Source organism: Streptomyces sp. NPDC086077 (assembly GCF_040686175.1).
Classification (GTDB): Bacteria; Actinomycetota; Actinomycetes; order Streptomycetales; family Streptomycetaceae; genus Streptomyces.
On record NZ_JBFBJT010000077.1, the window covers coordinates 1 to 22161 of the forward strand.

16 protein-coding genes are annotated in these 22161 nt (G+C 68.3%); 7 read left to right on the forward strand and 9 right to left on the reverse strand.

Going from position 1 to position 22161, the window contains the following annotated elements:
- Positions 1 to 150 precede the first annotated feature (150 nt).
- Positions 151 to 444 (forward strand): DUF397 domain-containing protein, encoded by a 294-nt coding sequence (locus tag AB0O67_RS22140; RefSeq protein ID WP_365452541.1) that lies wholly within the window; start codon positions 151 to 153, stop codon positions 442 to 444.
- A gap of 36 nt (positions 445 to 480) precedes the next feature.
- Here the strand turns inward: AB0O67_RS22140 and AB0O67_RS22145 are convergent, their stop codons facing one another.
- Together AB0O67_RS22145 and eccD are read right to left on the reverse strand one after the other, a co-directional pair.
- Positions 481 to 1767 carry a PQQ-binding-like beta-propeller repeat protein gene (locus tag AB0O67_RS22145; protein ID WP_365452543.1) on the reverse strand — a complete coding sequence of 429 codons (1287 nt, stop codon included), beginning with the start codon at positions 1765 to 1767 and terminating at the stop codon, positions 481 to 483.
- Positions 1768 to 1868: 101 nt separating this feature from the next.
- Entirely contained in the window at positions 1869 to 3374 is a 1506-nt protein-coding gene (eccD, locus tag AB0O67_RS22150; RefSeq protein ID WP_365452545.1) for a type VII secretion integral membrane protein EccD, read from the reverse strand.
- Between the two features lie 295 nt (positions 3375 to 3669).
- Here eccD and eccCa point away from each other — a divergent pair, with 295 nt between their 5' ends.
- From eccCa to AB0O67_RS22170, 4 genes are all read left to right on the forward strand, one after another.
- Entirely contained in the window at positions 3670 to 7770 is a 4101-nt protein-coding gene (eccCa, locus tag AB0O67_RS22155; protein ID WP_365452547.1) for a type VII secretion protein EccCa, read from the forward strand.
- Positions 7771 to 7976: 206 nt separating this feature from the next.
- Positions 7977 to 8453, forward strand: a complete 477-nt coding sequence (locus AB0O67_RS22160; RefSeq protein WP_365452549.1) for a hypothetical protein — start codon at positions 7977 to 7979, stop codon at positions 8451 to 8453.
- A 19-nt stretch (positions 8454 to 8472) separates the two neighbouring features.
- Positions 8473 to 10800 (forward strand): DUF6571 family protein, encoded by a 2328-nt coding sequence (locus tag AB0O67_RS22165; RefSeq protein WP_365452551.1) that lies wholly within the window; start codon positions 8473 to 8475, stop codon positions 10798 to 10800.
- Positions 10797 to 11381 carry a hypothetical protein gene (locus AB0O67_RS22170; RefSeq protein ID WP_365452553.1) on the forward strand — a complete coding sequence of 195 codons (585 nt, stop codon included), beginning with the start codon at positions 10797 to 10799 and terminating at the stop codon, positions 11379 to 11381. The genes AB0O67_RS22165 and AB0O67_RS22170 overlap by 4 nt, the downstream gene beginning before the upstream one ends.
- A gap of 989 nt (positions 11382 to 12370) precedes the next feature.
- On the opposite strand, the gene AB0O67_RS22175 is transcribed toward AB0O67_RS22170, so the two are convergent.
- The 7 genes from AB0O67_RS22175 to eccB form a co-directional block, all read right to left on the reverse strand.
- Positions 12371 to 12673 (reverse strand): WXG100 family type VII secretion target, encoded by a 303-nt coding sequence (locus tag AB0O67_RS22175; RefSeq protein ID WP_365452555.1) that lies wholly within the window; start codon positions 12671 to 12673, stop codon positions 12371 to 12373.
- A 67-nt stretch (positions 12674 to 12740) separates the two neighbouring features.
- On the reverse strand, positions 12741 to 13079 hold the full coding sequence (locus tag AB0O67_RS22180; RefSeq protein WP_365452557.1) for a WXG100 family type VII secretion target: 339 nt from the start codon (positions 13077 to 13079) through the stop codon (positions 12741 to 12743).
- An 80-nt stretch (positions 13080 to 13159) separates the two neighbouring features.
- Complete coding sequence (locus AB0O67_RS22185) at positions 13160 to 14251, reverse strand: S8 family serine peptidase (RefSeq protein WP_365452559.1); 1092 nt, start codon at positions 14249 to 14251, stop codon at positions 13160 to 13162.
- 202 nt (positions 14252 to 14453) lie between these two features.
- Complete coding sequence (locus AB0O67_RS22190) at positions 14454 to 16184, reverse strand: hypothetical protein (protein WP_365452561.1); 1731 nt, start codon at positions 16182 to 16184, stop codon at positions 14454 to 14456.
- Positions 16184 to 16615 (reverse strand): hypothetical protein, encoded by a 432-nt coding sequence (locus AB0O67_RS22195; RefSeq protein ID WP_365452563.1) that lies wholly within the window; start codon positions 16613 to 16615, stop codon positions 16184 to 16186. The genes AB0O67_RS22190 and AB0O67_RS22195 overlap by 1 nt, the downstream gene beginning before the upstream one ends.
- 184 nt (positions 16616 to 16799) lie before the next feature.
- Positions 16800 to 18005, reverse strand: a complete 1206-nt coding sequence (gene mycP, locus AB0O67_RS22200) for a type VII secretion-associated serine protease mycosin (protein WP_365452579.1) — start codon at positions 18003 to 18005, stop codon at positions 16800 to 16802.
- A 47-nt stretch (positions 18006 to 18052) separates the two neighbouring features.
- Complete coding sequence (gene eccB / locus AB0O67_RS22205) at positions 18053 to 19573, reverse strand: type VII secretion protein EccB (RefSeq protein ID WP_365452565.1); 1521 nt, start codon at positions 19571 to 19573, stop codon at positions 18053 to 18055.
- A gap of 206 nt (positions 19574 to 19779) precedes the next feature.
- Here eccB and eccE point away from each other — a divergent pair, with 206 nt between their 5' ends.
- Entirely contained in the window at positions 19780 to 21096 is a 1317-nt protein-coding gene (gene eccE / locus AB0O67_RS22210; RefSeq protein WP_365452567.1) for a type VII secretion protein EccE, read from the forward strand.
- 77 nt (positions 21097 to 21173) lie between these two features.
- Positions 21174 to 21875, forward strand: coding sequence for a hypothetical protein (locus AB0O67_RS22215; RefSeq protein WP_365452581.1), 702 nt, complete (start codon positions 21174 to 21176; stop codon positions 21873 to 21875).
- The last annotated feature ends 286 nt before the right edge of the window (positions 21876 to 22161 follow it).

A 22161-nucleotide genomic window follows, 5' to 3' on the forward strand; every position in this document is an offset into this window, starting at 1 on the left:
GCCACCGCGATCTGGCACAACTGGAACACCGGAGCAACGGTCAAGCGCTCGCTGATCGCGTACGACCACTGAAGACATCGGACTCATTCATCTAGGGTGAACGGTCGGATCGTCGTCAGCACGTGCACGTCGGGAAGGGGTCGCTGCTCAATGGCGGAGACGGAAGCGGAGATCAAGGCGCGCAAGGAGCGGGAGCGGGACGAGCTGTACGCCCTGGACATCTCGGACGTCGAGTGGCACAGCGCGCCGGGCACCGAGGAGCAGGAGGAGCGGGTGGAGATCGCCTACCTGCCCGCCGGGGCCGTGGCCATGCGCTCCTCGCTCGCCCCGGAGACCGTGCTGCGGTACACGGAGGCGGAGTGGCGGGCCTTCGTGCTGGGGGCACGGGACGGGGAGTTCGATCTGGAGGAGGCGCCGGGGGGTGCGGGGGGCGGGGAGCAGTAGGTCGGGTCGGGGGTTTGGGTCGGTTTCGGGGCGGCGTCAGGGGGTGCTGGGCGTCGTGGGCGTGGTGCTTTCGATGCCGAGGACCAGGTAGATCCATGCCTTGCCGGAGGGCGGACCGTCCACCGTCTTGGAGCCGAAGAAGAGGCGGCCGTCCTGGACGGCGATGTAGCCGTGCTCCGCCGTCGTCAGCAGCCGGGCCTCGTGCGGCACCTCGTAGTAGTAGTACGGCGTCTCCCTGCCGGTTCCCGGGTCCAGGCTCACGAGCGCGTTGGGCGCGATGTGGTCGTCGCTGAGGCGCAGTGCCAGCAGTCGGTCACCGCTCATCCGTATCGGGTAGAGCAGCGCACCGGGACCGGACTCGAACTTCTCCGTGGTGTTGCCGGTCGCCAGGTCGAACCCGATGACCCAGTTGGAGTTGGCGGTCTCCGCCGAGTCCTTGCTGCGGAGGAAGACCTGGCCGTCGCCGACCGCGATGGTGGGGCAGTCGTCGACGACCAGATAGTCGTCGTACGAGCACTCGCCCATGTAGGTGCCGCTCTGGAGGCTGATCGTGGCGCGGGGGGCGCCCTTGTCGTCGAGGGAGAGCAGCTCGGATCTCCCGATCTGGCCGGCTTGGACGGCGAGGACGGCCGGCTCGGCCGACGGGATGTTCAGGTCCCGGACGCCCTTGGCGGCGGAGTAGGTCCACAGGACCTCACCGGTCCGAGGGTCGATCTTGCGGGCCTTGTAGCCGGTGCGTTCCAGCGAGTCCGCGGGAAGGCTCTCGTCGTCGTTCACGCACTGCTGGCGGACGATCAGCGCTGCTCCGCCGGCGGCGCCCATGTCCTGGCAAGGGCCGTCGGACGTGGTGCACCACAGTCGCTCGCCGGTGTCCATGGAGTAGGCGTCGGTGCCACCGCCCCAGGTCACGACGACGGTGCCGCGGGTCAGGGTCACGCTCGGGGTGTCCTGCCACGCGCCGCGTCCGGTTCTCCGGGGTGTCGCCGGAGAGTGAGGCGGAGAGGTCGCCTCGCCAGATCGTGCGCCGTCGTCGAGGTCGAAGAAGGCCACCTGGTTGCAGAGGGCGTCCTCGTCCTCGCTCTCCCGGTGGAGGACGGCCGTACGGTTGTCGCCGCTGACGTGGCGGGTGAGACCGCAGATCGGGCCGTCGAGGGTGAGCTTCCACTTCTCGTCACCGGGGGACGCGTCGGTGCCGATGGGCAGACCGAGGACGGTCTCGTACGGTGGGTCCAACTCGGCGTCGGCTCCTTGCGCCGTGTTCAGTTCGTGGTCGGCTTCCGGCGTCGCGTTCAGCACCGTCGGCTCCCCCGGCGCCGCGCTCAACTCGCCGTCGGCTCCTCGCCGTCGGCTTCCTGCGCCGCATTGGGCGCACCGTCGGCTCCCCGGCGCCGCGCTCAACTCATCGTTGGCTCCGGGCGCCGCGTTCAGCTCGTCATCGCTCGGGCCGCCGCGTAGACGTCGAAGACGGCGAGCGCCAGCGGGACCAGGGTCAGCAGGACGAAGCCCTCGGCGATCTCCGTGAAGCGGCCCCAGAACGGGGTGACGCCGCCCCGCGAGGCGGACAGGCCGATCGCGGTGACGACGGCGGTGACCGCCGCGATCGCGGCGACGAGCCAGATCGTCCGGATGTCCAGGTCGGTGCGGTCACCCGTGAGCGCGTCGCGGAACGCGGAGACGGGTGGGTTGAGCGCCAGGCCGGTACCGAGCAGCACGAGGGAACCGAGACCGGCGGCGAGCAAGGGGACGACCTGGGCGGTGTATCGGAAGAGCTGCGCGCGCATCAGCAGGGCGACACCGACGGCCAGCGCGAGCAACTGCGCCCAGACACCCTCGGAGAAGCCGAGGACGGCGCAGGAGCCGACGGCGAGCAGGGCGCAGCCGCCGACGAGGCCGACCAGGAGTTCGTGGCCGCGGCGGGCCTGGGCAGTGATCCGTTCGACGTCGACCGGCTCCTGTGGGGCCGGATCGGTGCCGTAGGCGCTGCGCGGAGCGGAGGCCTGGGCGTCGAAGCCGATGGGCAGCCGGGCGAAGCGCAGGGACAGACCGGGCAGGAAGGCGAGCGCGCCCACCGCCACGGGAGCGCACAGGGCGGCGATCTCGGACGGCGCCCAGTGCGCGAGCAAGCCCGCGAACACGGCGCACAACGCCATGCCGGACGCGACGAGACAGGCGACGAACGGACCGTCCCCGGCCGGCGAGCACAGGGTGAGAAGCACCGCGGCGAGCAGCACCGCGGCGCAGGCCAGGAGGAACTGGAGCTTGCCGACGCCCTGTCCGTCGGCGAGCGGGAGCAGTCCGGAGCCGGCCACCCCGACGTTCGGCAGTGCGCCGAGCCCCAGGGCGAGGGCCGAGGACCGGTCGTCGTACACACGGGCCCGTACGCAGGCGAGGACGACCAGGAGGACACCGGCGACGGCGGCGAGGACGCCGGGCAGGCCGTGCATGTCGTGGCGGGGGTCACCCGTCCAGGCGACGAAGGCGAGCAGGGCGGGCAGGACGGCACCTCCGACGTGGCCCGCGGTGCGGGTCAGGTCGGAGCCCCACAGGGTGTGCTCGCGGGTCACGGCCGAGGCGACCGCCTCGGACACGTCGTCGTGGACGGCGGGGGGCAGTGATGCGGAGAAGGGTCGCAGCGAGAGGAGTTCGCCCTCGAGGATGTGCTGGGCGGCGAAGGAGCGTGAGCCGTCGAGGACCCTGCCGTCCCGGCGTACGAGGTGGTAGCCGACCGGCGCGCCCTCGGCGGGGCGCTGTCGGGAGAGCCTGAGGATCTCGGGGTACAGGTCCACGACCGGCACGTCGTCGGGCAGGGCCACGTCGATCCTGCTGTCGGGCGCGACGATGGTGACCCGGCAGAAGCCGAGCCCGTTTCCGGGCGCGGTCCCCGTTCCGGATCCTCCTGCGGTGGTTGCCCCCGAGGCCGTGATGCTCACCTGCTGCTCCCCCCTGCGTGATGGTTCCGCGTCAGCGGCGTGAAGAAGTTGCACCGGTTCGCGCGCGGTACGGAACGCGGGTCCGGCCGCACGGCCGAACCGTCGCCGCCGGACGCCGAACAGTGCGGTATGTCCGCTCTCCCCGGGCCCGCACCGCATGTGCTCACGCGAACATCCGGCACCTTACCGCCCCCTCGTCGCACCAGAAGTCAGTAGGATCACGCGGCGGCCCGCGTCCGCCTGACACGGGGTGGCGGACGGTACTTGCCGGGGCCGGCAAGGGAATTGGTGAGCAGTGAGCCACATCGTCGTGAAGCGGCCGCCTCGGTCGCTGCCGTCCGAGGTGCCCACGGGCGACATCGCCGTGCAGCCTCCGCCCGAGCTGCCACGGGGGCATCAGGAGAGCGTGCTGATGCAACTCCTGCCCACGCTCGGCATGGGCGGCTCGGTGGTCTTCTTCTTCACGAGCGGGCAACCGTTCATGAGGATCATGGGCATGGTCATGATCGCCTCGACCATCGCCATGTCCGTCGCGATGGTGGTGCGCTTTCGCCGGGGCAACCAGGGGCAGTTGGCGGACCTGCGCCGCGACTACCTGGGATACCTGGCCCAGGTCCGTGGCACCACGCTGACCACCGCGCGTGCCCAGCGCGACGCGCAGTACTTCCTCCACCCCTCCCCCGAACAACTGTGGGCGCTGGTCGCCGAGGGCAGCCGGGTGTGGGAACGGCGGCCCGTGGACGAGGACTTCGCCCAGGTACGCATCGGCCTCGGGCCCCAGGCGCTGGCCACCGCCCTCGTCGCCCCGGAGACCGGGCCCGCCGAGCAGTTGGAGCCCCTGACGGCCGGTGCCCTACGGCGTTTCCTCGCCGCCCACAGCACCCTGGACGACCTTCCGATGGCCGTCTCTCTGCGCGCCTTCTACCACGTGACGATCAGCGGCGATCCGCAGTCCGTACGCTCGTCCGCCCGGGGCGTGGCCGGTTCGCTGGCGGCGTTGCACTCCCCCGAGGATCTGGTCCTCGTCGTCGGGACAGGTCCGGACGAGTTGACGCACTGGGAGTGGGCCAAGTGGCTGCCGCACTGCCAGGCACCGGACGCCGTGGACGGCGCGGGCAGCCGTCGCCTCATCGGCACCGACGCACGCGAACTGGAGAACCTGATCGCGTCCCGGCTCAGTGGCCGTCCCCGTTTCCATCCGAACGCCGCGCACCTGCCGGACGAGCCCCACATCGTCGTCATCCTCGACGGCGTTACCCTGCCGCCGGATTCGCTTCTCGCCAACCCCGAGGGTCTGCAGGGGGTTTCGGTTCTCGAAGTGATCCCCGGCGAGTCCGGCGGCTTCGGTGGCTCCGGCGGCACGAGTGGCACCAGTGGCGCCGGTGCCGCTGGCGGGTCCCTCGGCGGATCGGGCGGCTCGGGCCGCTTGGGCGGCTCGGGCGGCTCGGGCGGCTCGGGCGGCTCGGGTGGCTCGGGTGGCGACCTCGCCGTCGTGGTGGGACCGGGCACGCTGCGTCTGGAGTCGGTGCACGGCGCCGTCTACGAGGGGACGCCCGACACCCTGCCGTACGAGTCCGCCGAGGTCCTCGCCAGGCAACTGGCACCGCTGCGGATGGCGTCCGGCGGGGACGACGACGAACCACTGCTGGCCAACCTGGAGTTCACCGATCTGCTGAACCTCGGCGACGCGGCGTCCGTCGACACCCGCCGCACCTGGCGGCCGCGTTCGCTCGCCGAGCGGCTGCGGGTGCCGATCGGCGTGGGCGAGGACGGTCGCCCCGTGATGCTCGACCTCAAGGAGGCGGCCCAGGAGGGCATGGGCCCGCACGGGCTGTGCGTCGGCGCGACCGGCTCCGGCAAGTCCGAGCTGCTGCGCACGCTGGTGCTGGGCCTTGCGGTCACCCATTCCTCGGAGACGCTGAACTTCGTGCTCGCCGACTTCAAGGGCGGCGCGACCTTCGCCGGAATGGCGCAGATGCCGCACGTCGCGGCCGTGATCACCAACCTCGCGGACGACCTGACCCTGGTCGACCGCATGGGCGACTCCATCCGCGGCGAGCTCAACCGCCGACAGGAGATGCTGCGGGACGCGGGCAACTACGCCAACATCCACGACTACGAGAAGGCCCGGGCGGCGGGTGCGCCCCTGCAGCCCATCCCCTCCCTGGTGCTGGTGATCGACGAGTTCAGCGAGCTGCTGACGGCGAAGCCGGACTTCATCGAGATGTTCGTGCAGATCGGCCGTATCGGCCGCTCGCTCGGCGTGCACCTGTTGCTGGCCTCGCAGCGCCTGGAGGAGGGCAGGCTGCGCGGGCTGGAGACCTACCTGTCGTACCGCATCGGTCTGCGTACCTTCTCGGCGGCGGAGTCACGCGCGGCGCTGGGTGTGCCCGACGCCTACGAACTGCCGAACGTGCCGGGTTCCGGCTTCCTGAAGTTCGGCACGGACGAGATGCTGCGGTTCAAGGCGGCGTACGTCTCCGGGGTGTACCGGTCGGGCGGACAGCGGGCGGCCCTGACCGGCGGCCCCCTGCCGGTGGACCGGCGGCCGGTGCTGTTCACGGCGGCCGAGGTGCCGGTGCGGTACGTCCAGGTGCCCCGGCAGAGGCCGGCCGGGGACGAGCCGGAGGTCGACGAGGCCCTCGCGGACACGGTGCTCGACGTGGTCGTGCGCCGGCTGGAGGCGCAGGGTCCCGCGGCCCACCAGGTGTGGCTGCCGCCGCTGGACAGCCCGCCCTCGCTCGACGCGCTCCTGCCCGGGCTCACGGCGGTGCCGGACCGGGGTCTCACCCAGCCCGGCTACGAGGGCGCGGGCCGCCTGGTCGTGCCGGTCGGCCTGGTGGACAAGCCGTACGAGCAGCGCCGCGACGCCCTCTGGGCGGACTTCTCCGGCGCGGCCGGCCACATGCAGATCATCGGCGGCCCGCAGTCCGGCAAGTCGACCCTGCTGAGGGCACTGATCTGCTCCTTCGCGCTGACCCACACGCCGTACGAGGTCCAGTTCTACGGCCTCGACTTCGGCGGCGGCGGCATGGCGGCGGTGGCCGGACTGCCGCACGTCGGCGGCGTGGCCTCACGTCTCGATCCGGAGCGGGTGCGGCGCACGGTGGCCGAGGTGTACGGCGTGCTGACCCGCCGCGAGGAGTACTTCCGCTCGGCCGGAATCCCGTCGATCGCCGACTTCCGGACCCGCCGGGCACGAGGCGAGATCTCGGTCACGGACCAGCCCTGGGGCGACGTCTTCCTCGTCATCGACGGCTGGGGCAACTTCAAGTCGGACCACGAGACGCTGGAGCCGATCGTCCTGGAGATGGCGGCGCGCGGCCTCGGCTACGGCATCCACATCGTCCTGACGGCGTCACGGTCGATGGAGGTCCGGGCGAACCTCAAGGACCACCTGATGAACCGGCTGGAGCTGCGACTCGGCGACACCATGGACTCCGAGCTGGACCGCAAGGTGGCCGCCAATGTGCCGGCGGGGGTTCCGGGGCGGGGTCAGTCGCCGCAGAAGCTGCACTTCATGGCGGCGGTGCCGCGCATCGACGGGCTCACCTCGGACACGGACCTCGCCGACGCCACGCAGGCGCTGGCCGCGGAGGTCGCGCGCCACTGGCAGGCGCCGCCCGCTCCTGAAGTGCGGCTGCTGCCGCGTGAGTTCCCGGCCGCCGAGCTGCCTGCGGGCAACCGCTTCCCGGGGCGCGGCGTCGCTTTCGCCCTCGACGAGGACAACCTCGAGCCCGTCTTCGTCGACTTCGAGCAGGACCCGTTCTTCCTGGTCTTCGGCGAGAGCGAGTCGGGCAAGTCGAATCTGCTGCGGCTGCTGATCCGGCAGTTGACGGAACGCTACTCGGGCGAGGAGTGCAAGCTGTTCGTGGTGGACAACCGGCGATCCCTGCTGGACGCCACCCCGGACACGCACCTGGCCGAGTACATTCCGATGTCCAACGCCATGGACCACCACATGGCGGCCCTCGCCCAGCTGATGCAGCGGCGCACTCCGACAGCCGACGTGACGGCACAGCAACTGAGGGACCGCAGTTGGTGGCAGGGGCCGACAGTGTTCGTCGTCATCGACGACTACGACCTGGTATCGACCTCAAGTGGGAACCCTCTGGCCGGCCTGACGGAACTGCTCCCCTTCGCCCGTGATGTGGGAGTCCGCTTCATCATCTCCCGGTCCACGGCCGGCGCGGGCCGAGCCGCGTACGAAGCGTTCATGCAGCGCATCAAGGAACTGGGCGCACAGGGCGTAGTGCTGGCAGGCGATCCCGGCGAGGGGGACCTCCTGGGCGGGGTACGGCCACGGGCCATGCCTGCAGGGCGAGGGGTCCTCGTGTCGCGGAGGCGGGGAAAGCCCTTGGTGCAGGTGGGACTCGTGGAGGAGGCGGCTCTTTGATGGTCGCTTTCGGCACCTTCATGGTTCAGGTCGCTCGGTGGCTCGGCGGAATGGGCTTGGCCGACCAGAAGGCACGGTGGTGGTTCACCGACATCGACTACATACAGTCTGGTGGACTCAGGGACTGACGACCGCACGAGTGTTCGTGACCCTCACAGAGGCTCCGGACGCAAGAGAACCCGCACGGCGACAGGGGGATAAGACACATGGCATGGGACGAGTGGGAGCAGTTGAAGTCCGAGAGTGGTGACGGACAGCCGCCCCACATGCGGGTGAACCAGGCACCCGCCGACGGGGCAAGCACAGGCCGCAAGCCCGATCTTGTCGTCCGGCAGGACGACCTGGGCGCAGTAGGACACGACGCCTTCGTCCTGCACGGCGACCTCGTCAAAAAGGTGGACATCGCCGGTGCGGGTATGAACTCCGACCATGCCGGGTCCACACATCAGGCGGCCTCGGCGCTCTCCAAGTACAACTTCACGATGGGCTCCGAACTCATGACGACGCTGACAGTCTGGGAGAGCCAGGTGAAGGCGATCCGGCAAGCCTGTGCCCATATCTCGAACCATCTGGACTTCAGCAAGAAGCTGCACGCCAATGATGACGCGGAGATCGCCGCCGTCATCGTGAGGCGAAATGGATCGGAGATGCCGGTCTCCGAACTTGACAAGTACTTCAAGTAATTTCGGGGGAAGTTCAGGAATGCCGATCACCTACCACGACCTGATGCATGTCGACCTCGGCAAGTTGAGCACCGCGGTGTCGGACTGGAAGAAGACCGTCGACAACCTCAAGCAGTTGGAGAACAACGCACGTGACGGCCTCAAGAGGAAGTCGGACCGTGCGCGTTGGGAAGGGGTGAACGCCGGTGTCACGAGGGAGTTCGTGAACAAGACCGCCAAGGAGTTCACGGACCTTCACGCCGAGGCGAACGGCATCTATCAGGTTCTGAATGACGCTCAGCATGAACTGGCATCGCTGCAGAAGAGCGTGCGAACCCTCACGTATGAGGCCACGGAGAAGGGTTACACCGTCCGGGACAACGGAGACGGAACGGTGAGCGTGGATGCCCATGTCATGCCGGGGACCGATCCCAAGGACGACAAGAACCTGGCGGAGCGACAACGCTATGCGAACGCCATCACCGGCAAACTCGCACACGCCGAAAACGTCGACAGCTCTACCAAGCGCGCCCTTTCGCGATCCCACGGCAACGACCTCTACAACGCCGGGCACGCAACGTACAACTCCCTCAACGACGCGCAGGTCGAGCGCGCGCTGGAAATCGCCCGCAGAGGCGTCGGCATGACAGACCGAGAACTAGCCGAACTGAACAGGCTGCTGCACTACACCGGCCGTGAGAAGGACGGCGAGTTCGCGACGGAGTTCTTCCGGGGTCTAGGGGGACCGAGGCAGACACTGGAATTCTACGGCGCCCTGTCGGTCGACGGCACAGGCGAGGAAGCTTCGAAGACTCGGCTGGCTGGAGTGCAAGAGCTGCAGAAGTACATGGGCCACGCTCTTGCCAACGCGACCGATCCCTACACCCCACAAAGCATCAGAGGCGACCGACAGCACCTGCCCTCGTGGTGGGGCGCCGAATTCCGCAAGCTGGGCACTCAAGAGATCGAGTGGGAACGCGGAATGATGAGCAGGCCCTACGGATACCAGGTGCTGGGCGGCTTGCTGCGCTACGGAAACTATGATCCGGCATTCCTGACTCCCATCGCGGAGCACATCACTCAGTTGCACCAGGACGACCCGCACCGCTTCATGGCGAACAAGCCCGCCGGCAGCGACGACAGCTATGGGTTCAACCCGTCCGGCAAGCTCGGCACCGGCAACGATCCGCTGAACAGCGTGCTTGAGGCACTCGGACACAGCCCCGAGGCGGCTGAGCAGTTCTTCACGCAACCGCCGACCGCCTACAATGACGACGGCACAATCAAGTCCGGTGAAAAACCCAACTTCAAGTCCTACCTCGACCTCTTCACCAACAAGGACTTCGAGTGGACCATCGACACGAACAGTAACAACGTTCTGGCGGATGAAGAGGCGACCAAGAAGGCCCTCAATTTTGGCCCGAACGCACTGGGCCACGCCCTCGAGGCGGCTACGACGGGCCGCCCGTACGACAGCAACACAATCGATCCGTCGATCAAGCACAGTGAGGCGCAGGCGAAACTGGTCCACGACGTCGTGGAGAAGTTCGCCCAGAACCCGGAACTACTCACGCACAACATGAACGGGGACCTGAAGAACGAAAAGACCGGCCCTCTTTATGCCCTGCGGGACAGCCTGGGGAACATCTCCAGCGACTACATCGGAGATTTTCAGCGCTCGATGTACAAGGAGGGGACCGACAGCAAGGTCTTCCCAACCCACGGCGCGCCGGCCAACCTCGGCTACGGCGATACGCAGAAGTTCCTTGGCCTTGTCGGGCAGGATCCGGACGCGTACAGCGCCATCACTTCCGCACAGCAGGCGTATACGACGAACGTGGTGCAGGCCTTCTTGGCGGCAGAGGGCAAGGATCTTACCGCGGAGGATGCCGCACGGGTCGGAGACTTGGTAGCGCCGGGCGGTGTCATTGCGGGAATTATGAGCGACTCTCGAGCCGACGCCATCTATCACTATCACACGGCCCTCGACAATGAATTCAACGATGCGGCAGCAGACAACGCCAAGTGGGTCAATCGGGTGGTGGGGATGGGCACGGGAGCTATTCCCGCCCCGTTCTCGGTCGTGGGAGAACCGGTGAACTGGCTGGCGGAGGATGTGACGGCTAGCGTTCTGGAAAGCGTAAGGCAAGATACCTCAGACAAGGCGGAAAACAACGCCGGAAGGGAGTACGCAAGGGGCAGAGGGGCTGTGTCGGATGCCTCGTCAGCGGCAGTCACCAGTTACTTCGCACGACACGGAGAAATCGACCCGGATGCAAGGGATGCCATCGACCGAGCCGTTCGCACGCAAGCGGGCGTCAGCCATTCTGATGGCGCTCAATGGAACTCGTCAGGAGACGCCACATGAGACACTTCCAACGCTCGGATCATCGCACAGGGGATCCCTCACTGACGGTGAAGCAGGGAATTTTGTCAATGAAAAAAATACTCGCCGCAACCGTTCTTGCGTTGACAGTTACCGCTTGCGACTCGTCGCACGATACAGGACTCTCGTATCCTGCACCGGACAACATCTGCGGAATTTCCGCAGAAAAGAAGGTTCTGGAATCCCTTCTCGATGATGGCAGCAAGCTGGAACAGGATACCGACTCCACCACTCTCACTGAAGGCCAGTTCTGCCACATGTACGTCGACGGGAACGATTCTGTAGTCAGTGACGCCGACTGGCACGAGAGCGGCTACGATCTGCGTGATCACTTGCAGTATCGCGACGTGAAGGATTTGCGCTACCTACCTAAGGGCAATTTCGCTTCCTGGAATTCTGGGGTAGCCGCCATTATCCCGTGCCCAGGGATAAGCGAAAAGGGTGACGTTTTGTCGGTGGAGGTCAGTGACATCCACCGGAGTAAGAGTTCGCAAGAACTCCTGGAGAAGCTCGTCCCCTCTTACTTCGAGGCCTATAGGGAAAAGCTTGGTTGTGGGTCCTGAGACATGGTGGCTGGTCCCCTCGGCGCATGCGGCCGACATCGCCCTTGCAGGGGTATGGATCGTGCTGTATGAGGTACGAGACCGCTTGAAGCCGCTGCTGCGGCACAATCAGCGCTTCAGGTATCCAGGCGGCAGGCCGTTGCCTGACCAGCAGGTGCGGTGCGGATTCTGTACGGGCTGCACACCAGGAGTCAGTGGGAGTTACCTGCCCGAGGCGCTGAGCCTCGGCTCAGGCATGACCTGATGGGGACGCCTGCAAGGCCGGAACGAGGGGGTGCCTCGGCAGGTACTGCACGAAGTCCTGCCCGCTGCCCTCAACGCGGCCTCCCGACTGGCACTGCTCCCGCCGCAAAGTCGACTCGCCCCTGTCAGGGCACCAAGTAGGGGCAGCCCGCAGCCCAGGCCGGCCGACCGGGGTCGAGCTAGCTCGAAGCAACAAAAGATCAAATAGCACAGCATCGCGGCCGCGGTTGTGCTCAGCGGTGGCAACCGCACTGACCACACTCCGCTGCTGCCCCTGCTTGACGCGATCCCGCCGGTTCGCGGAGGTGAAGGCCGTCGTCTCCTCGAACTAAATTCACTGTTCGCCGACCGCAGCTATGACCATGACATCCACCGCGACAGGGTCCGCGACCGAGGCATGTTCTGACAGTCGCTCGACGTGGTAACTGGCACGGCAGTGGTGCGGGCACCCATCGAGGTGGGTGGTCGATAGGACGTATGTACTTCCGCCGTTCCACAGCGCGGCAGGTGCGGCGCTCATGTTCTTGCCGCACTGCACCAGCCCGGGTTCGCTTTTCTCCGGTATGTCGAGAGTCGAAGACGCCCCGGTGCAGCATTCGCTCGGCCAACGGCTATCTTGCCAACACCGCAGTAACCAGCGGCGCGACGCTCAGCGCCTCGCCCTCCCGGGCCCCTGGGCCCAGTTGCAGCACCGGGGTGGGCGCCTCCCGTGCGCGTCCACCCCGGTGTTGTGAAAGGTCCTGTTGCTACATGAAGTAGCTCGCGCCCTTCAGGTCGCCGCCCCGGTAGTCGCCGCCGGCGGTCTGGACGCGCTGCCCGATCTGGACCAGCGCCGCGTGGATGCCCCTGGCGTGCTTGTCCCACTGCGCGGACTTCTTCTGGAACTCGCTGTAGGCCTCGCCGCCCCAGCCCGACGAGACGTTGAGCACGGCCTGCTTCAGGGCCTCGAGGTCTTCCTCGAGCTTCTTCGCCTGGTTGCCGAGCTCGGTGGCGAGCGCGTCCATGGTGCCGTAGGTGACTGCAAGTTCGTCGTAGTGCGCTCCGGACATGTTTCCCTCGTTTCTGTGACGCGGTCAGCCGGGTTGTGTGGCCCGGCGATACTGCAGCTGCGGTTCGTCAGTAGCTGTTGAGCGCCGACGTCTTGCCGCCGAGGTCCTCGACCGAGATCTTGCGCATGTCGGCGTCGATCTGGTCTTCGAGGTTGCGCTTGTCGGTCTTGTTCATGTGGATGCCCTCGAGGAAGTCGTCGAGCATCTTGCCGATCGCCACCATGTGGCCATTGATCTCGGTCTGCTTCGCGTTGAAGGCGTTGGCGCCCTGACCCCGCCAGGCCTTCTCGATCATGTCGATCGTTCCCTGCAGCTTCGCCAGCGACTGACGGATGTTGTCGTAGCGATCGACGACTTCCGTCTGAAGCCGCTGTACGTCGCCTTCATTTAGCTTGCGGTCGACCATGTCGGCACTCCTTTTCGTAAGGGTTCGGGCTCGTCACGCGTGCGTAGGCGCGCGGGTGTTGCGGTCGCCGCCAGGAGTGGTCATGCTCCTCGCCGGGATCGGACCACGGCGTATGCGCCGGCCCCGATCACCAGGACAGCTCCTGCCGTCCCCAGCGCGACCCACATCGTGGTGCTGCCGGACGATTCCGAGCTTGCGGCCGCCGACGTCTCGCCGCCGGAACTGCGGTCAGGGGACTGGGACGAGGCGGCCGCGGAGGGCGAAGCAGGGCCCTCGTCGGTTACGCCTGTCACGTTCTCCTTGGCGAGCGGGTCGGTGCCGGCTGCGCCTGGATTAAAGTCGGCGTCCTCCAGCACCTTGCGGGGGCGGATCAAGCCGTATCCGAGGTAGGTGCTCGGGTCGTTCCTGGCCCAGTCACGTCCGGCGGTGTCGATCAGGCTGGCGAGCACCTGGTTGGCGGTCCAGTCGGGGTGGGCGGACCAGATCAGAGCGGCGGAGGCGGAGGCGATGGCCGTGGCTTGGCTGGTGCCTCTTCCTGTGCAGTACGAGCGGAACGTCGCGTCACACCATGTCGGCACGTCGAGTCCCGGGGCAGCCAGGTCAACGTAATTGCCGTGCTCCGAAAAACCTCCGACCGCTCCCTCTTCGTCTGAGGCCGCGACTCCGACGACGTACGGGTATGCAGCCGGATATCCGATGAGGTTCTTGGTCTCTGCGTCGTTACCCACACCAGCAAACATCAGTTTGCCCTTGGACTGGGCATACTTGACCGCCGCCGCCTCGGCGGCATAGTCACCGGGGGCTCCGTAGGACATGCTGATGATCTTTGCGTCACTGTCCGCAGCGGCTCTGATCGCCTGTGCGCTGTTGGGTGCCTTCTTCGCCTCGGCTTCGTTCTTCAAATCTGGGAATGCGAGTCGGTAGGGCACGACTTTTGCGCCAGGAGCCAGCCCCTTCAGACCGCCACCGGAACCAGTACCAACGATCAGTTCGGCCATGCTGGTCCCGTGGCCGTTGTAATCCTCCGTCGCCTTGTAGCCGACAGCCTTCGGTACTTCTTCGGTGAGCACCTGGCCGCTCAGGGACGGGGTGTCAGGGTTGATGCCTGAGTCGATGACAGCGACCTTGACTCCCTCTCCAGTACTCACCTTCCACATCTCGTCGATCTTCATCGCAGACAGGTACCACTGTTGGGCTTGGACGTCCGCGCCTGTCGCACCGGGGGCCAGGACTGCGGAGAGTACGGCCAAGGCGCCTAGAGCTGAACACACGGCAGAAGCCTGTCTCCTATGCCGTCCCGCGGAAGTCGTGCTCCTGCGGTTGCCCCGGCTGATCCTTTTCACCATGACTCTGTCTGTCCTTGCTCTTGTACGGTCACTCGGCCGATGAGGATCCGTTGCGCCGCACATCACGGCGCTCTCGCGTAGCGCCAGAACGCTCGTTGCCCCCCGGGCCACGGGTTGCGCTGCTGCTGCCTTGCGTGGGGCCGCGGCCTCTGACCTCGCGGGCTCGTTCCGTCGGTGCTCCAACCACGCCATTTCCGCTGCCCACAGAGCGGCGAGGCTCCTCCGCCGCGCCCGGCGACGGATTCCGTGACCCGATCACTCCGCGCTGCCCGGGCCTCTCGCCCGTGCCGCGCGAAGCGGCTGCGCTCTGACCGCCGATGACCGTGCCAGGCGGCACCCTTGAACCGCTGGTGCCGGAGGTTGTCCCGGTGACGGACCTACCGCCTACGACGCCGTCCGAGCCGCGGCCGACGCCAGAGCGGCCGGTCGCGGCACGCCCAGGGTTCATGGGGCCCATGCCGGTGACAGGGCCGCGCGGGACCCCACCAGCCTGACCGGCCGCCGGGCCAACGAGCCTGGGCATCCCACCGGTGATTCCTCGCCCAACGGGGCCGCCAGTCGCACGACCACTTGCCTGCCCCGGTGTGGCGGCACGACCGACTGGTGCCATGGGCCCGGTTGCTGTACGTCCTGCTGGAGACCCGGTCGGCGTCCCACCCACTGCTCGCCCCGGTGCCGGGGTGAGGGTCCTGGGCGTGGGCCCGCCACCGAAGTTCGAGGTGCGCCCGACCGGACCTCGCGGAAGTGGGGACGCCGCAGGGGGCGCCACCGGAGGGGCCACCACCGGGGTGACGTTGGGGCCTGTCGTTGGAGGCGATGTGACGGGCGTCGGCTTCATGGTGTCCTGCGGGGGCAAAGTACCGACGCTGTCGATCTCCGTACCGACATGCCGTGCGGAAGGCCCGATGGAGTTCCCCGCACCGTCGTGGGACGACGGCAAGCCCTCCGCACGAGGACGCCCCGCCTCGGAGTCCACAACGTTTCGGACCGTACCGGGGTCACCTCCCGCCGCAAGTGTCCCTTGACCCACCTGGGCGGCAATCGGAGTTCCTGGGTCTTCCCTCAACGGTGCCGGCGTCGGCACCCCCACATCCGGCATCTTGGGAAACACCGGCTCCTCGGCCTGCTGCATCATCCCGTTCGACACCGTGTAGAACGACGCCAGCCGGTACATCTGGTTGATGGCTTCCTGGCGGTGTTTCTCCGCCTGTACCGCCGCCGTGTACGCCTCGTTGCTCTCGACCCGCTTGGCCTCGGGGATGTCGTCGACGGTCTTGGGGTCCGTGCGGGTGTCGCGCGGGGGCATGGACTTGCGTACGGAGGCGAGGCCGGAGCTGGCCGCGAAGACCTGGGTGCCCACCACGTCGGCGTAGGTGGCCAGTTCGCGCGCGGTGGTGGCGAGGTCGTTGCCCCATTTGTGGACGGCGTTGCGGGCTTCGCCCTCCCAGTCGACGTCGCCGAGGTTCAGGGTGAGTTCCTCGGCGGCCGCGTCGATGGCGTTGCGTGCGCTGATGATGGCCTCGCCGGCGGCGTCCAGCAGCTCCGGGTTCGCGGACTCGACGATGTCGATCATCTTGTTGAGGTCGTAGCCCTCGAAGCTGGACTTGCCGAAGTGGAGGCCTCGCACCGACCCCAGGGGGCTGAGGTCGACCAGTTTGGTCATACTCATGACCGCGTCGAGGCTGCCGTTCTGCTGGGCGGCTTCCTGGTGTTCCGCCGCGTGAGGGTTCGGCTGCTTCCTGTCCTTGTCGCCGCTCATCAGTACCCCGCGTCCGTGCGATCGGCGTCGTTCTTGCGGTTGACCTGTTCGTGCAGCATCTCTTCGCGCTGCTGGTTGACCTCGGCCCGGATCTCGTGGAACCGGTAGCGGGCCTCCTCTTCGAGGTTGTCGAAGGTCACGTCCACGCCGTGCACAGCGATCATCATCGCCTCGAGCTGGAGACCGAGCGACCTGGACAGGGACGAGATGCGCTCGTGGACGCGCTCGTACTCCAGGTGGAGTGCCTTCGCTTCCGGGAAGTCACCCATGCCGAAAGCGCCTTGTGACAGGCTGTGGGCCGCCACCTTCGACGGGCCGCCCGCCGAGTCCTCGAAGTCCCGGAGCAGATCGTCCACACGTTGTTTGAACTTGGACAACGCCATCAGGCCACGTCTGACGTCGGCGGCCCCGCCCAAGTCTGCAGGAAGCACGAAGCTTTCCCTCCCCGTTGTTTCGTTGCCCGTCCTGAGCAGCCAACGCCTCTCAAGTGTTCGTGACCGCAACTTGAACCACTCTAGTGACTCTCACTGACAGGCCCAACTGCCATTTGCGACAGCCTTGATGCCGTGGACCGTAGGTTCACCGTTCTTCGCGAGGCGACCTCGAAGGGCACGGCTACTCGGCCCCCGTCACCCTCCGCGCCCGCCGTCGCGCGTCCCGGATCGCCACGGCGGCGCCTCCGAGGCCCGCGGCCAGGACCGCCGCGGCCACCGCCACATAGGTGGCCAGGCGGGCGTTGCGTTCGTCGGGGGTCTCGCCGAGCTGGAACTTCGCGGGTGTGGGTGCCTCGGCCCGGGTGAGGCCCTCCCGGGGGCTCGGGGACTCGATCGGGTGATCGTCCTCCGTCACCGCTCGGACCGGGTCCACCACGCCCCAGCCGACGAGGCGGTCGTGGCCGGCGATCGTGCGTTCGGCGGTCTGCGCGATCTGGGCGCCGATCTGCTGGGCGGTCCAGTCCGGATGCTTCGCCTTGACCAGTGCCGCCACACCCGCGACGTACGGCGCCGCGAAGCTCGTACCGCTGTCGGAGCAGTGGCCGCCCTGGGGCACGGTCGAGATCATGTCGACGCCGGGGGCCGCCACGTCGACGAAGTCGCCGGACTGGGAGAAGGCGGCGCGTTCGTTGTTGCGGTCGGAGGCGGCGACCGCTAGGACGCCGTCGTAGGACGCCGGGTAGGTCTTCTTGACATTGCCCCCGACGCCGTCGTTGCCCGCCGACGCCACGACGACGATGTCCTGGGCGAGGGCCTGGGCGATCGCCTGTTCCAGTTCCGGGTGGGGCTTCGCCGCGTTCGAGGTGTCCTGGGAGATGTTGATGACCCCGGCCTTGGCCTCGATGGCGTACCGGATCGCGGTGGCCAGGGTGGTGGTGTCGCCATGGCCCTCCGCGTCGTTCTGCTGGATCGGGATGATCGTCGCGTCGGGGGCCAGGCCCACGAAGCCGGTGCCGCTCGCGGGGCGGGCCGCGATGATGCCCGCGACCTTGGTGCCGTGGCCGACGCTGTCCGTCGTGCCGTTCTCCTTGCCCCGTTCGACCGGGTCGCCGTTCTCGTCCTTGAGGTTCCTCGGCAGGACGTTGATGCCGGCTTTCGCGTCGACCGCGTCCTTGAGCTGCGGGTTCTTCACGTCCACGCCCGTGTCGATGACCGCCACCCGCACGCCCTTGCCGGTGGACCGGCTCCAGAGTTCGTCCAGCATGACGCGTTGCAGGGACCAAGGGCGGCCCGCGTACGGGCCGTTGGGGAACGTGCACTGGTCCGAGTACGGCAGCTTGTCCGCGGCCACCGCGGGGGGTGCGAGCGGTGTGGTCGCCGTCAGCATGGCCGCGGCCGCCACCAGCGTCGTACGAAGCACTGTCACCGTCCCTCTCACGAGCCCTGCGGCTGGCGGGCCGCCGCCGTCGACAGACGTGGGCCTGTGGGCAGGAACTCCGACCAGGCGGCGGGGATCGGCGCCGGGTCGACGTCCTTGTAGCCGAGGAGGGTCTGGGCCTGCATGGCCGCCTCCTGCTGCTCACGCCGCTCGGCGGTGGTGCCGATGCCCGCGTCGTCCGTGGCGCTGTCGCCGTTGGACTGGAGGACGTAGCGCAGGCCCGTGTCGGTGACCAGGAACACCGGGCCGGTCTTGGTGGCCTCGCCCTGGAACTGGCGGTAGAGCTGACCGGAGCCCGGGGTGACGTAGGCACTGGCGGCGCCCACAGGAAGTCTCCGCGGGAAGTCCGTGCCCGCCCACGTGCTCAGGGTGGTGACACCGGTGCCCGCGTCCACGCCGCGCAGGACGTTGCAGATCGTGCTGCGGGTCCCCTTCTTCGCCGACGCCTCGTTGACGGGGGTGGGGTCTCCGGCAGGCCAGCGACGCTCGGTGCCGAAGGGCTTGCCCGGCACGATGTCGCCGGGACTCACGGCCTGCGCCTGGCCTGCCTGGTCGAGCGAGGTCAGCTCCGCGCTGAACAGCAGGAGTTGGGCGACGAACGCGGAGACGGGTGCGACGCGGCCGGGCAGCACCACGTAGTACTGGGGCGCGTTGTTGTCCATCGCCTTCAGCACCATGCCGACCTTGTCGGTCGCCTCGTCCAGCCGGCCCGGGGCGTCGGCCGCCGCGCCCGGCAGTCCGGTGACGGCCGGGAAGGTGATCGGGTCGCCCCGGCGCAGGGTCGCGAGCCACTCCGCGGACACTCGCTGGGGTTCCCGGTCCGAGCCGACCACGGCGCGCAGCAGCAGTTCGTCCCCCTTGTCGACGGGGTACGCCGTCCCGCCCCCGTCGACGACGTAGTGCTCGCCGTCCGGGGCCGTGACGTACAGAAGTTGGCCGCCGCGGAGCCTGTCCTTGCCGTCGGTCGCCGCCATGTCGCGGGAGGACAGGACCAGTGCGGCCTTCTGCACGGAGTCGCCGCCCGCGCCGGGCCGTTCGCAGATCACCCAGCGTTTCGCGGTACCCGCGTCCTCCGCCGAGGGCAACCGGTCCGGCGCGTACGGAATGCCGATGGTGGCACCGTGCGGGATCCTGCCGTCGTCGAGGACGGACTCGGCGACGGTGACCACGTCGCCCTGCCCCGCCTCCAGGAGCAGCTTCGCGGAGGCCATGTTGAGGACGGGATGGAGCTGGACCTGCCCGTCGGTCTTGAGTACGACGTAGCGCGTGGTCGACTTGCTGGCGACGATCACCTTGGCGTTCGGCTCGTCCCAGCCCTTCGGCGCCGTCGGTTTGAACATGCCCCATGCCCCGAAGACCGCCATGACGACGATGCCGACGATGATGCCGGGCACTACCGCGCGCAGCGGCCGGGGCGCCCCCTCCTCGGAACCGTCGGGCGACGACTGCAGGAAGGCCGCGAGCATACGGCGCTTCGCGAAGGTGTAGGCATTGAGCTGGTCCCGCCGAGATGCCATCTGTGCCTGTCTCTCCCCGTGATTCGCTGTGGCCGCGCGGGCGGATGGCGCGCGGCCCCGCCTGCGTTGTCGGACCGGCCCCCTACTATGCCTGGTATCTCTGGGGACTTGGGGGACGGGTAGTGTGACCGGGCCTCAAAGGCCTTGTGCGGTGCCGAATTGCCGACGAGTTGTGAGCAGGACGGGGAAAACGGGGGGATGGAGTGATGGCTGCCGGAACACGCGACCGGTCCCGTGGCCGATCGCGACCGGAGGGCTCCGCGGCGCCTCGGCGGGCGTCCGCGCGGCGTCCTGCCGCGCCGGGGGTGCTCCATCTGAGATCGCGTGCGACGCGGTCCGGGGCATTCCGGTTGCAACGCGTCGTCATGCTGGAGATCGCCGCCGCCACGCTGCTCGTCGGATGGGTGATCGGTCCGGTTGCCATGGTGGTCGCGGCTGTGATCGCCGTCTGCGTGCTGCTGGTCGCCTTCGTACGCCGGCGGGGTCGGTCCCTGCCCGAATGTCTGGCGTTGACGCAGGCGTTGCGGGCACGACAGCGGCATGCCGTGAGCGCGCAGGTGCCTCCGGGCACGGAACCGGGCCTCGCGCCCGCCGTCGAATGCGACCCGAGCCTTCGGACCTCCAGCTACGCCGGTCGCGACCGTCGGCCCGTCGGCATCATCGGTGACGGCACGTTCGTCACCGCCGTTCTCCAGGTCGAGGCCGACGCGACCGCGCTGCGCGCCGACCGCAACCGGCAGCCTCTACCGCTCGGCCTGGTGTACGACGCGCTGGACGTGGACGGGATCCGGCTGGAGTCGGCACAGGTCGTGCTGCACACCCAGCCCGCGCCCGCGCTCCATCTGCCGCAGCAGTCCGTCGCCGTCGCCAACTACGCGCCGCTCCAGGAGCAGACGGGGGCGCCGGCCGTACGCCTCACCTGGATCGCCCTGAAGCTCGACCCGGAGCTGTGCCCCGAGGCCGTGGCGGCACGCGGTGGCGGTCTGGTGGGCGCGCAGAAGTGCGTCGTCCGCGCCGCCGATCAGCTGGCGAGCCGGCTGACCGGAGCCGGATTCCGCGCGGGCCTCCTCGATGAGGAAGAGCTGACCGCCGCCGTCGCTACGTCGGCCTGCGCCAATCCGCTGGTGACGGCGGAGGCCGGCCGTACGGAGGTACGGGAGCGGCGGACCGAGGAGTCCGGCAGGAGCTGGCGCTGCGACAACCGCAGGCACACCACCTACTGGATCCGTCGTTGGCCGACCCTGGGCGGCCAACGGGCGCCCTCTCTGCCACAGGTCATCGCCCTGATCACGGCTGTGCCCGCGCTCGCCACGACCTTGAGCCTCACCCTGAGGCGCGGTGAGCGACAAGAGGTGTCCGTGTGCGGGCACCTGCGGGTGACAGGGCGTAGCGACGACGAGCTCGTTTCGGCACGACGGGCGTTGCAGGCAGCGGCGCGGCACACGGGCACCGGGCTCGCCCGTCTCGACCGGGAACAGGTGCCCGGCATGCTGGCCACCCTTCCCCTGGGAGGTGCGCGGTGACGGCCACGACCACCGGAGCGGGACGGGACGCCGGCCGCGGCGAGCAGCAGGGCAGCACCGCCGAGCGGGCGAGGGAACTGCTGCGCAGGGGCTTCGGACTGAGGGGTCCGCGGCACGCGCGGCACTCCGTTCCCGTGAGCCAACTGGAGGCGCTGTCGCTGCCCATCGGCGACGACGGTGTCGTCATCGGGGTGGACTCCGAGACACGGCCCACGGTCCTGGGGATCAACCGCCCGACGCCTTACGACATCGTCCTCATCGGTGGCCTGTGGACAGCGCAGGTCATCGCCCTCCGGACGGCAGCGACCGGCGCGCGCGTCGCCGTGGAGACCGGACGACCGCAGGCCTGGATGCAGATGGTGCATGCCATGGGCGGCGGGCAGAACGGCCTGGCCGTCCACGAGGTCGGCCGGGTTCCCCCGCAGGGCAGCTCGGCGGGGACGCCAGTGCTGGTGGTGCGGGACTGCGGTATGCGCCCGCCTCGCGGGCGGGTTGTCTCCGGGCCCTGGCAGTCGGTGCTGACCGTGCTGCCGTATCTCAGTCCGGTGGCTCCACGCCTGGTACGGCAGGCGCGACTGGTCGGTGTGCAGCGCGTCTCCCCGGACGAGGCGGCGGAGCTGGGGCGCACCATGGCACTGCTGCGCGCCGATGTGGACGCGCTTCCCACTCTGCCGGACGGTCTGACCCTCTGGTGCACCGACCGTGACCGGCAGTACGTGATGACGCAGCCCACCGACGCCGAGATCGGGCTTCTGGGTTCGCCACGAAGGATGGACTGAATCAGCCACCACGCGAGGCGGATTGCGCGTTCGAGGCCGTTTGTCCCCTACCGCCCATTTTCAATCTCCGCTATCGGCTGGTTTGTTCACGAGGGGACTCTCCGCGCGCCACCCTCTGGCCGAATGTGACACCGCGGAGCGGCCGTGATGGAGTGGACAGGCCTGCCGATGTGGGCGGCGTGGTGATTAGGCTGGTACCGGGCGCGACGCCAGTACTCGTGGACCAGGCGTCCGACCTCAGGGGGAGCGCCCGTGGACGGACGACCTCGTATCGACCAAGCCCTAC

Coding starts and splice junctions, on each gene's coding strand:
- AB0O67_RS22140 (WP_365452541.1), top strand. CDS start 151: ATGGCGGAGACGGAAGCGGAGATCAAGGCGCGCAAGGAGCGGGAGCGG.
- AB0O67_RS22160 (WP_365452549.1), top strand. CDS start 7,977: ATGGCATGGGACGAGTGGGAGCAGTTGAAGTCCGAGAGTGGTGACGGA.
- AB0O67_RS22165 (WP_365452551.1), top strand. CDS start 8,473: ATGCCGATCACCTACCACGACCTGATGCATGTCGACCTCGGCAAGTTG.
- AB0O67_RS22170 (WP_365452553.1), top strand. CDS start 10,797: ATGAGACACTTCCAACGCTCGGATCATCGCACAGGGGATCCCTCACTG.
- AB0O67_RS22175 (WP_365452555.1), bottom strand. CDS start 12,673: ATGTCCGGAGCGCACTACGACGAACTTGCAGTCACCTACGGCACCATG.
- AB0O67_RS22180 (WP_365452557.1), bottom strand. CDS start 13,079: ATGGTCGACCGCAAGCTAAATGAAGGCGACGTACAGCGGCTTCAGACG.
- AB0O67_RS22185 (WP_365452559.1), bottom strand. CDS start 14,251: ATGAAGATCGACGAGATGTGGAAGGTGAGTACTGGAGAGGGAGTCAAG.
- AB0O67_RS22190 (WP_365452561.1), bottom strand. CDS start 16,184: ATGAGCGGCGACAAGGACAGGAAGCAGCCGAACCCTCACGCGGCGGAA.
- mycP (WP_365452579.1), bottom strand. CDS start 18,005: ATGCTGACGGCGACCACACCGCTCGCACCCCCCGCGGTGGCCGCGGAC.
- eccB (WP_365452565.1), bottom strand. CDS start 19,573: ATGGCATCTCGGCGGGACCAGCTCAATGCCTACACCTTCGCGAAGCGC.
- eccE (WP_365452567.1), top strand. CDS start 19,780: ATGGCTGCCGGAACACGCGACCGGTCCCGTGGCCGATCGCGACCGGAG.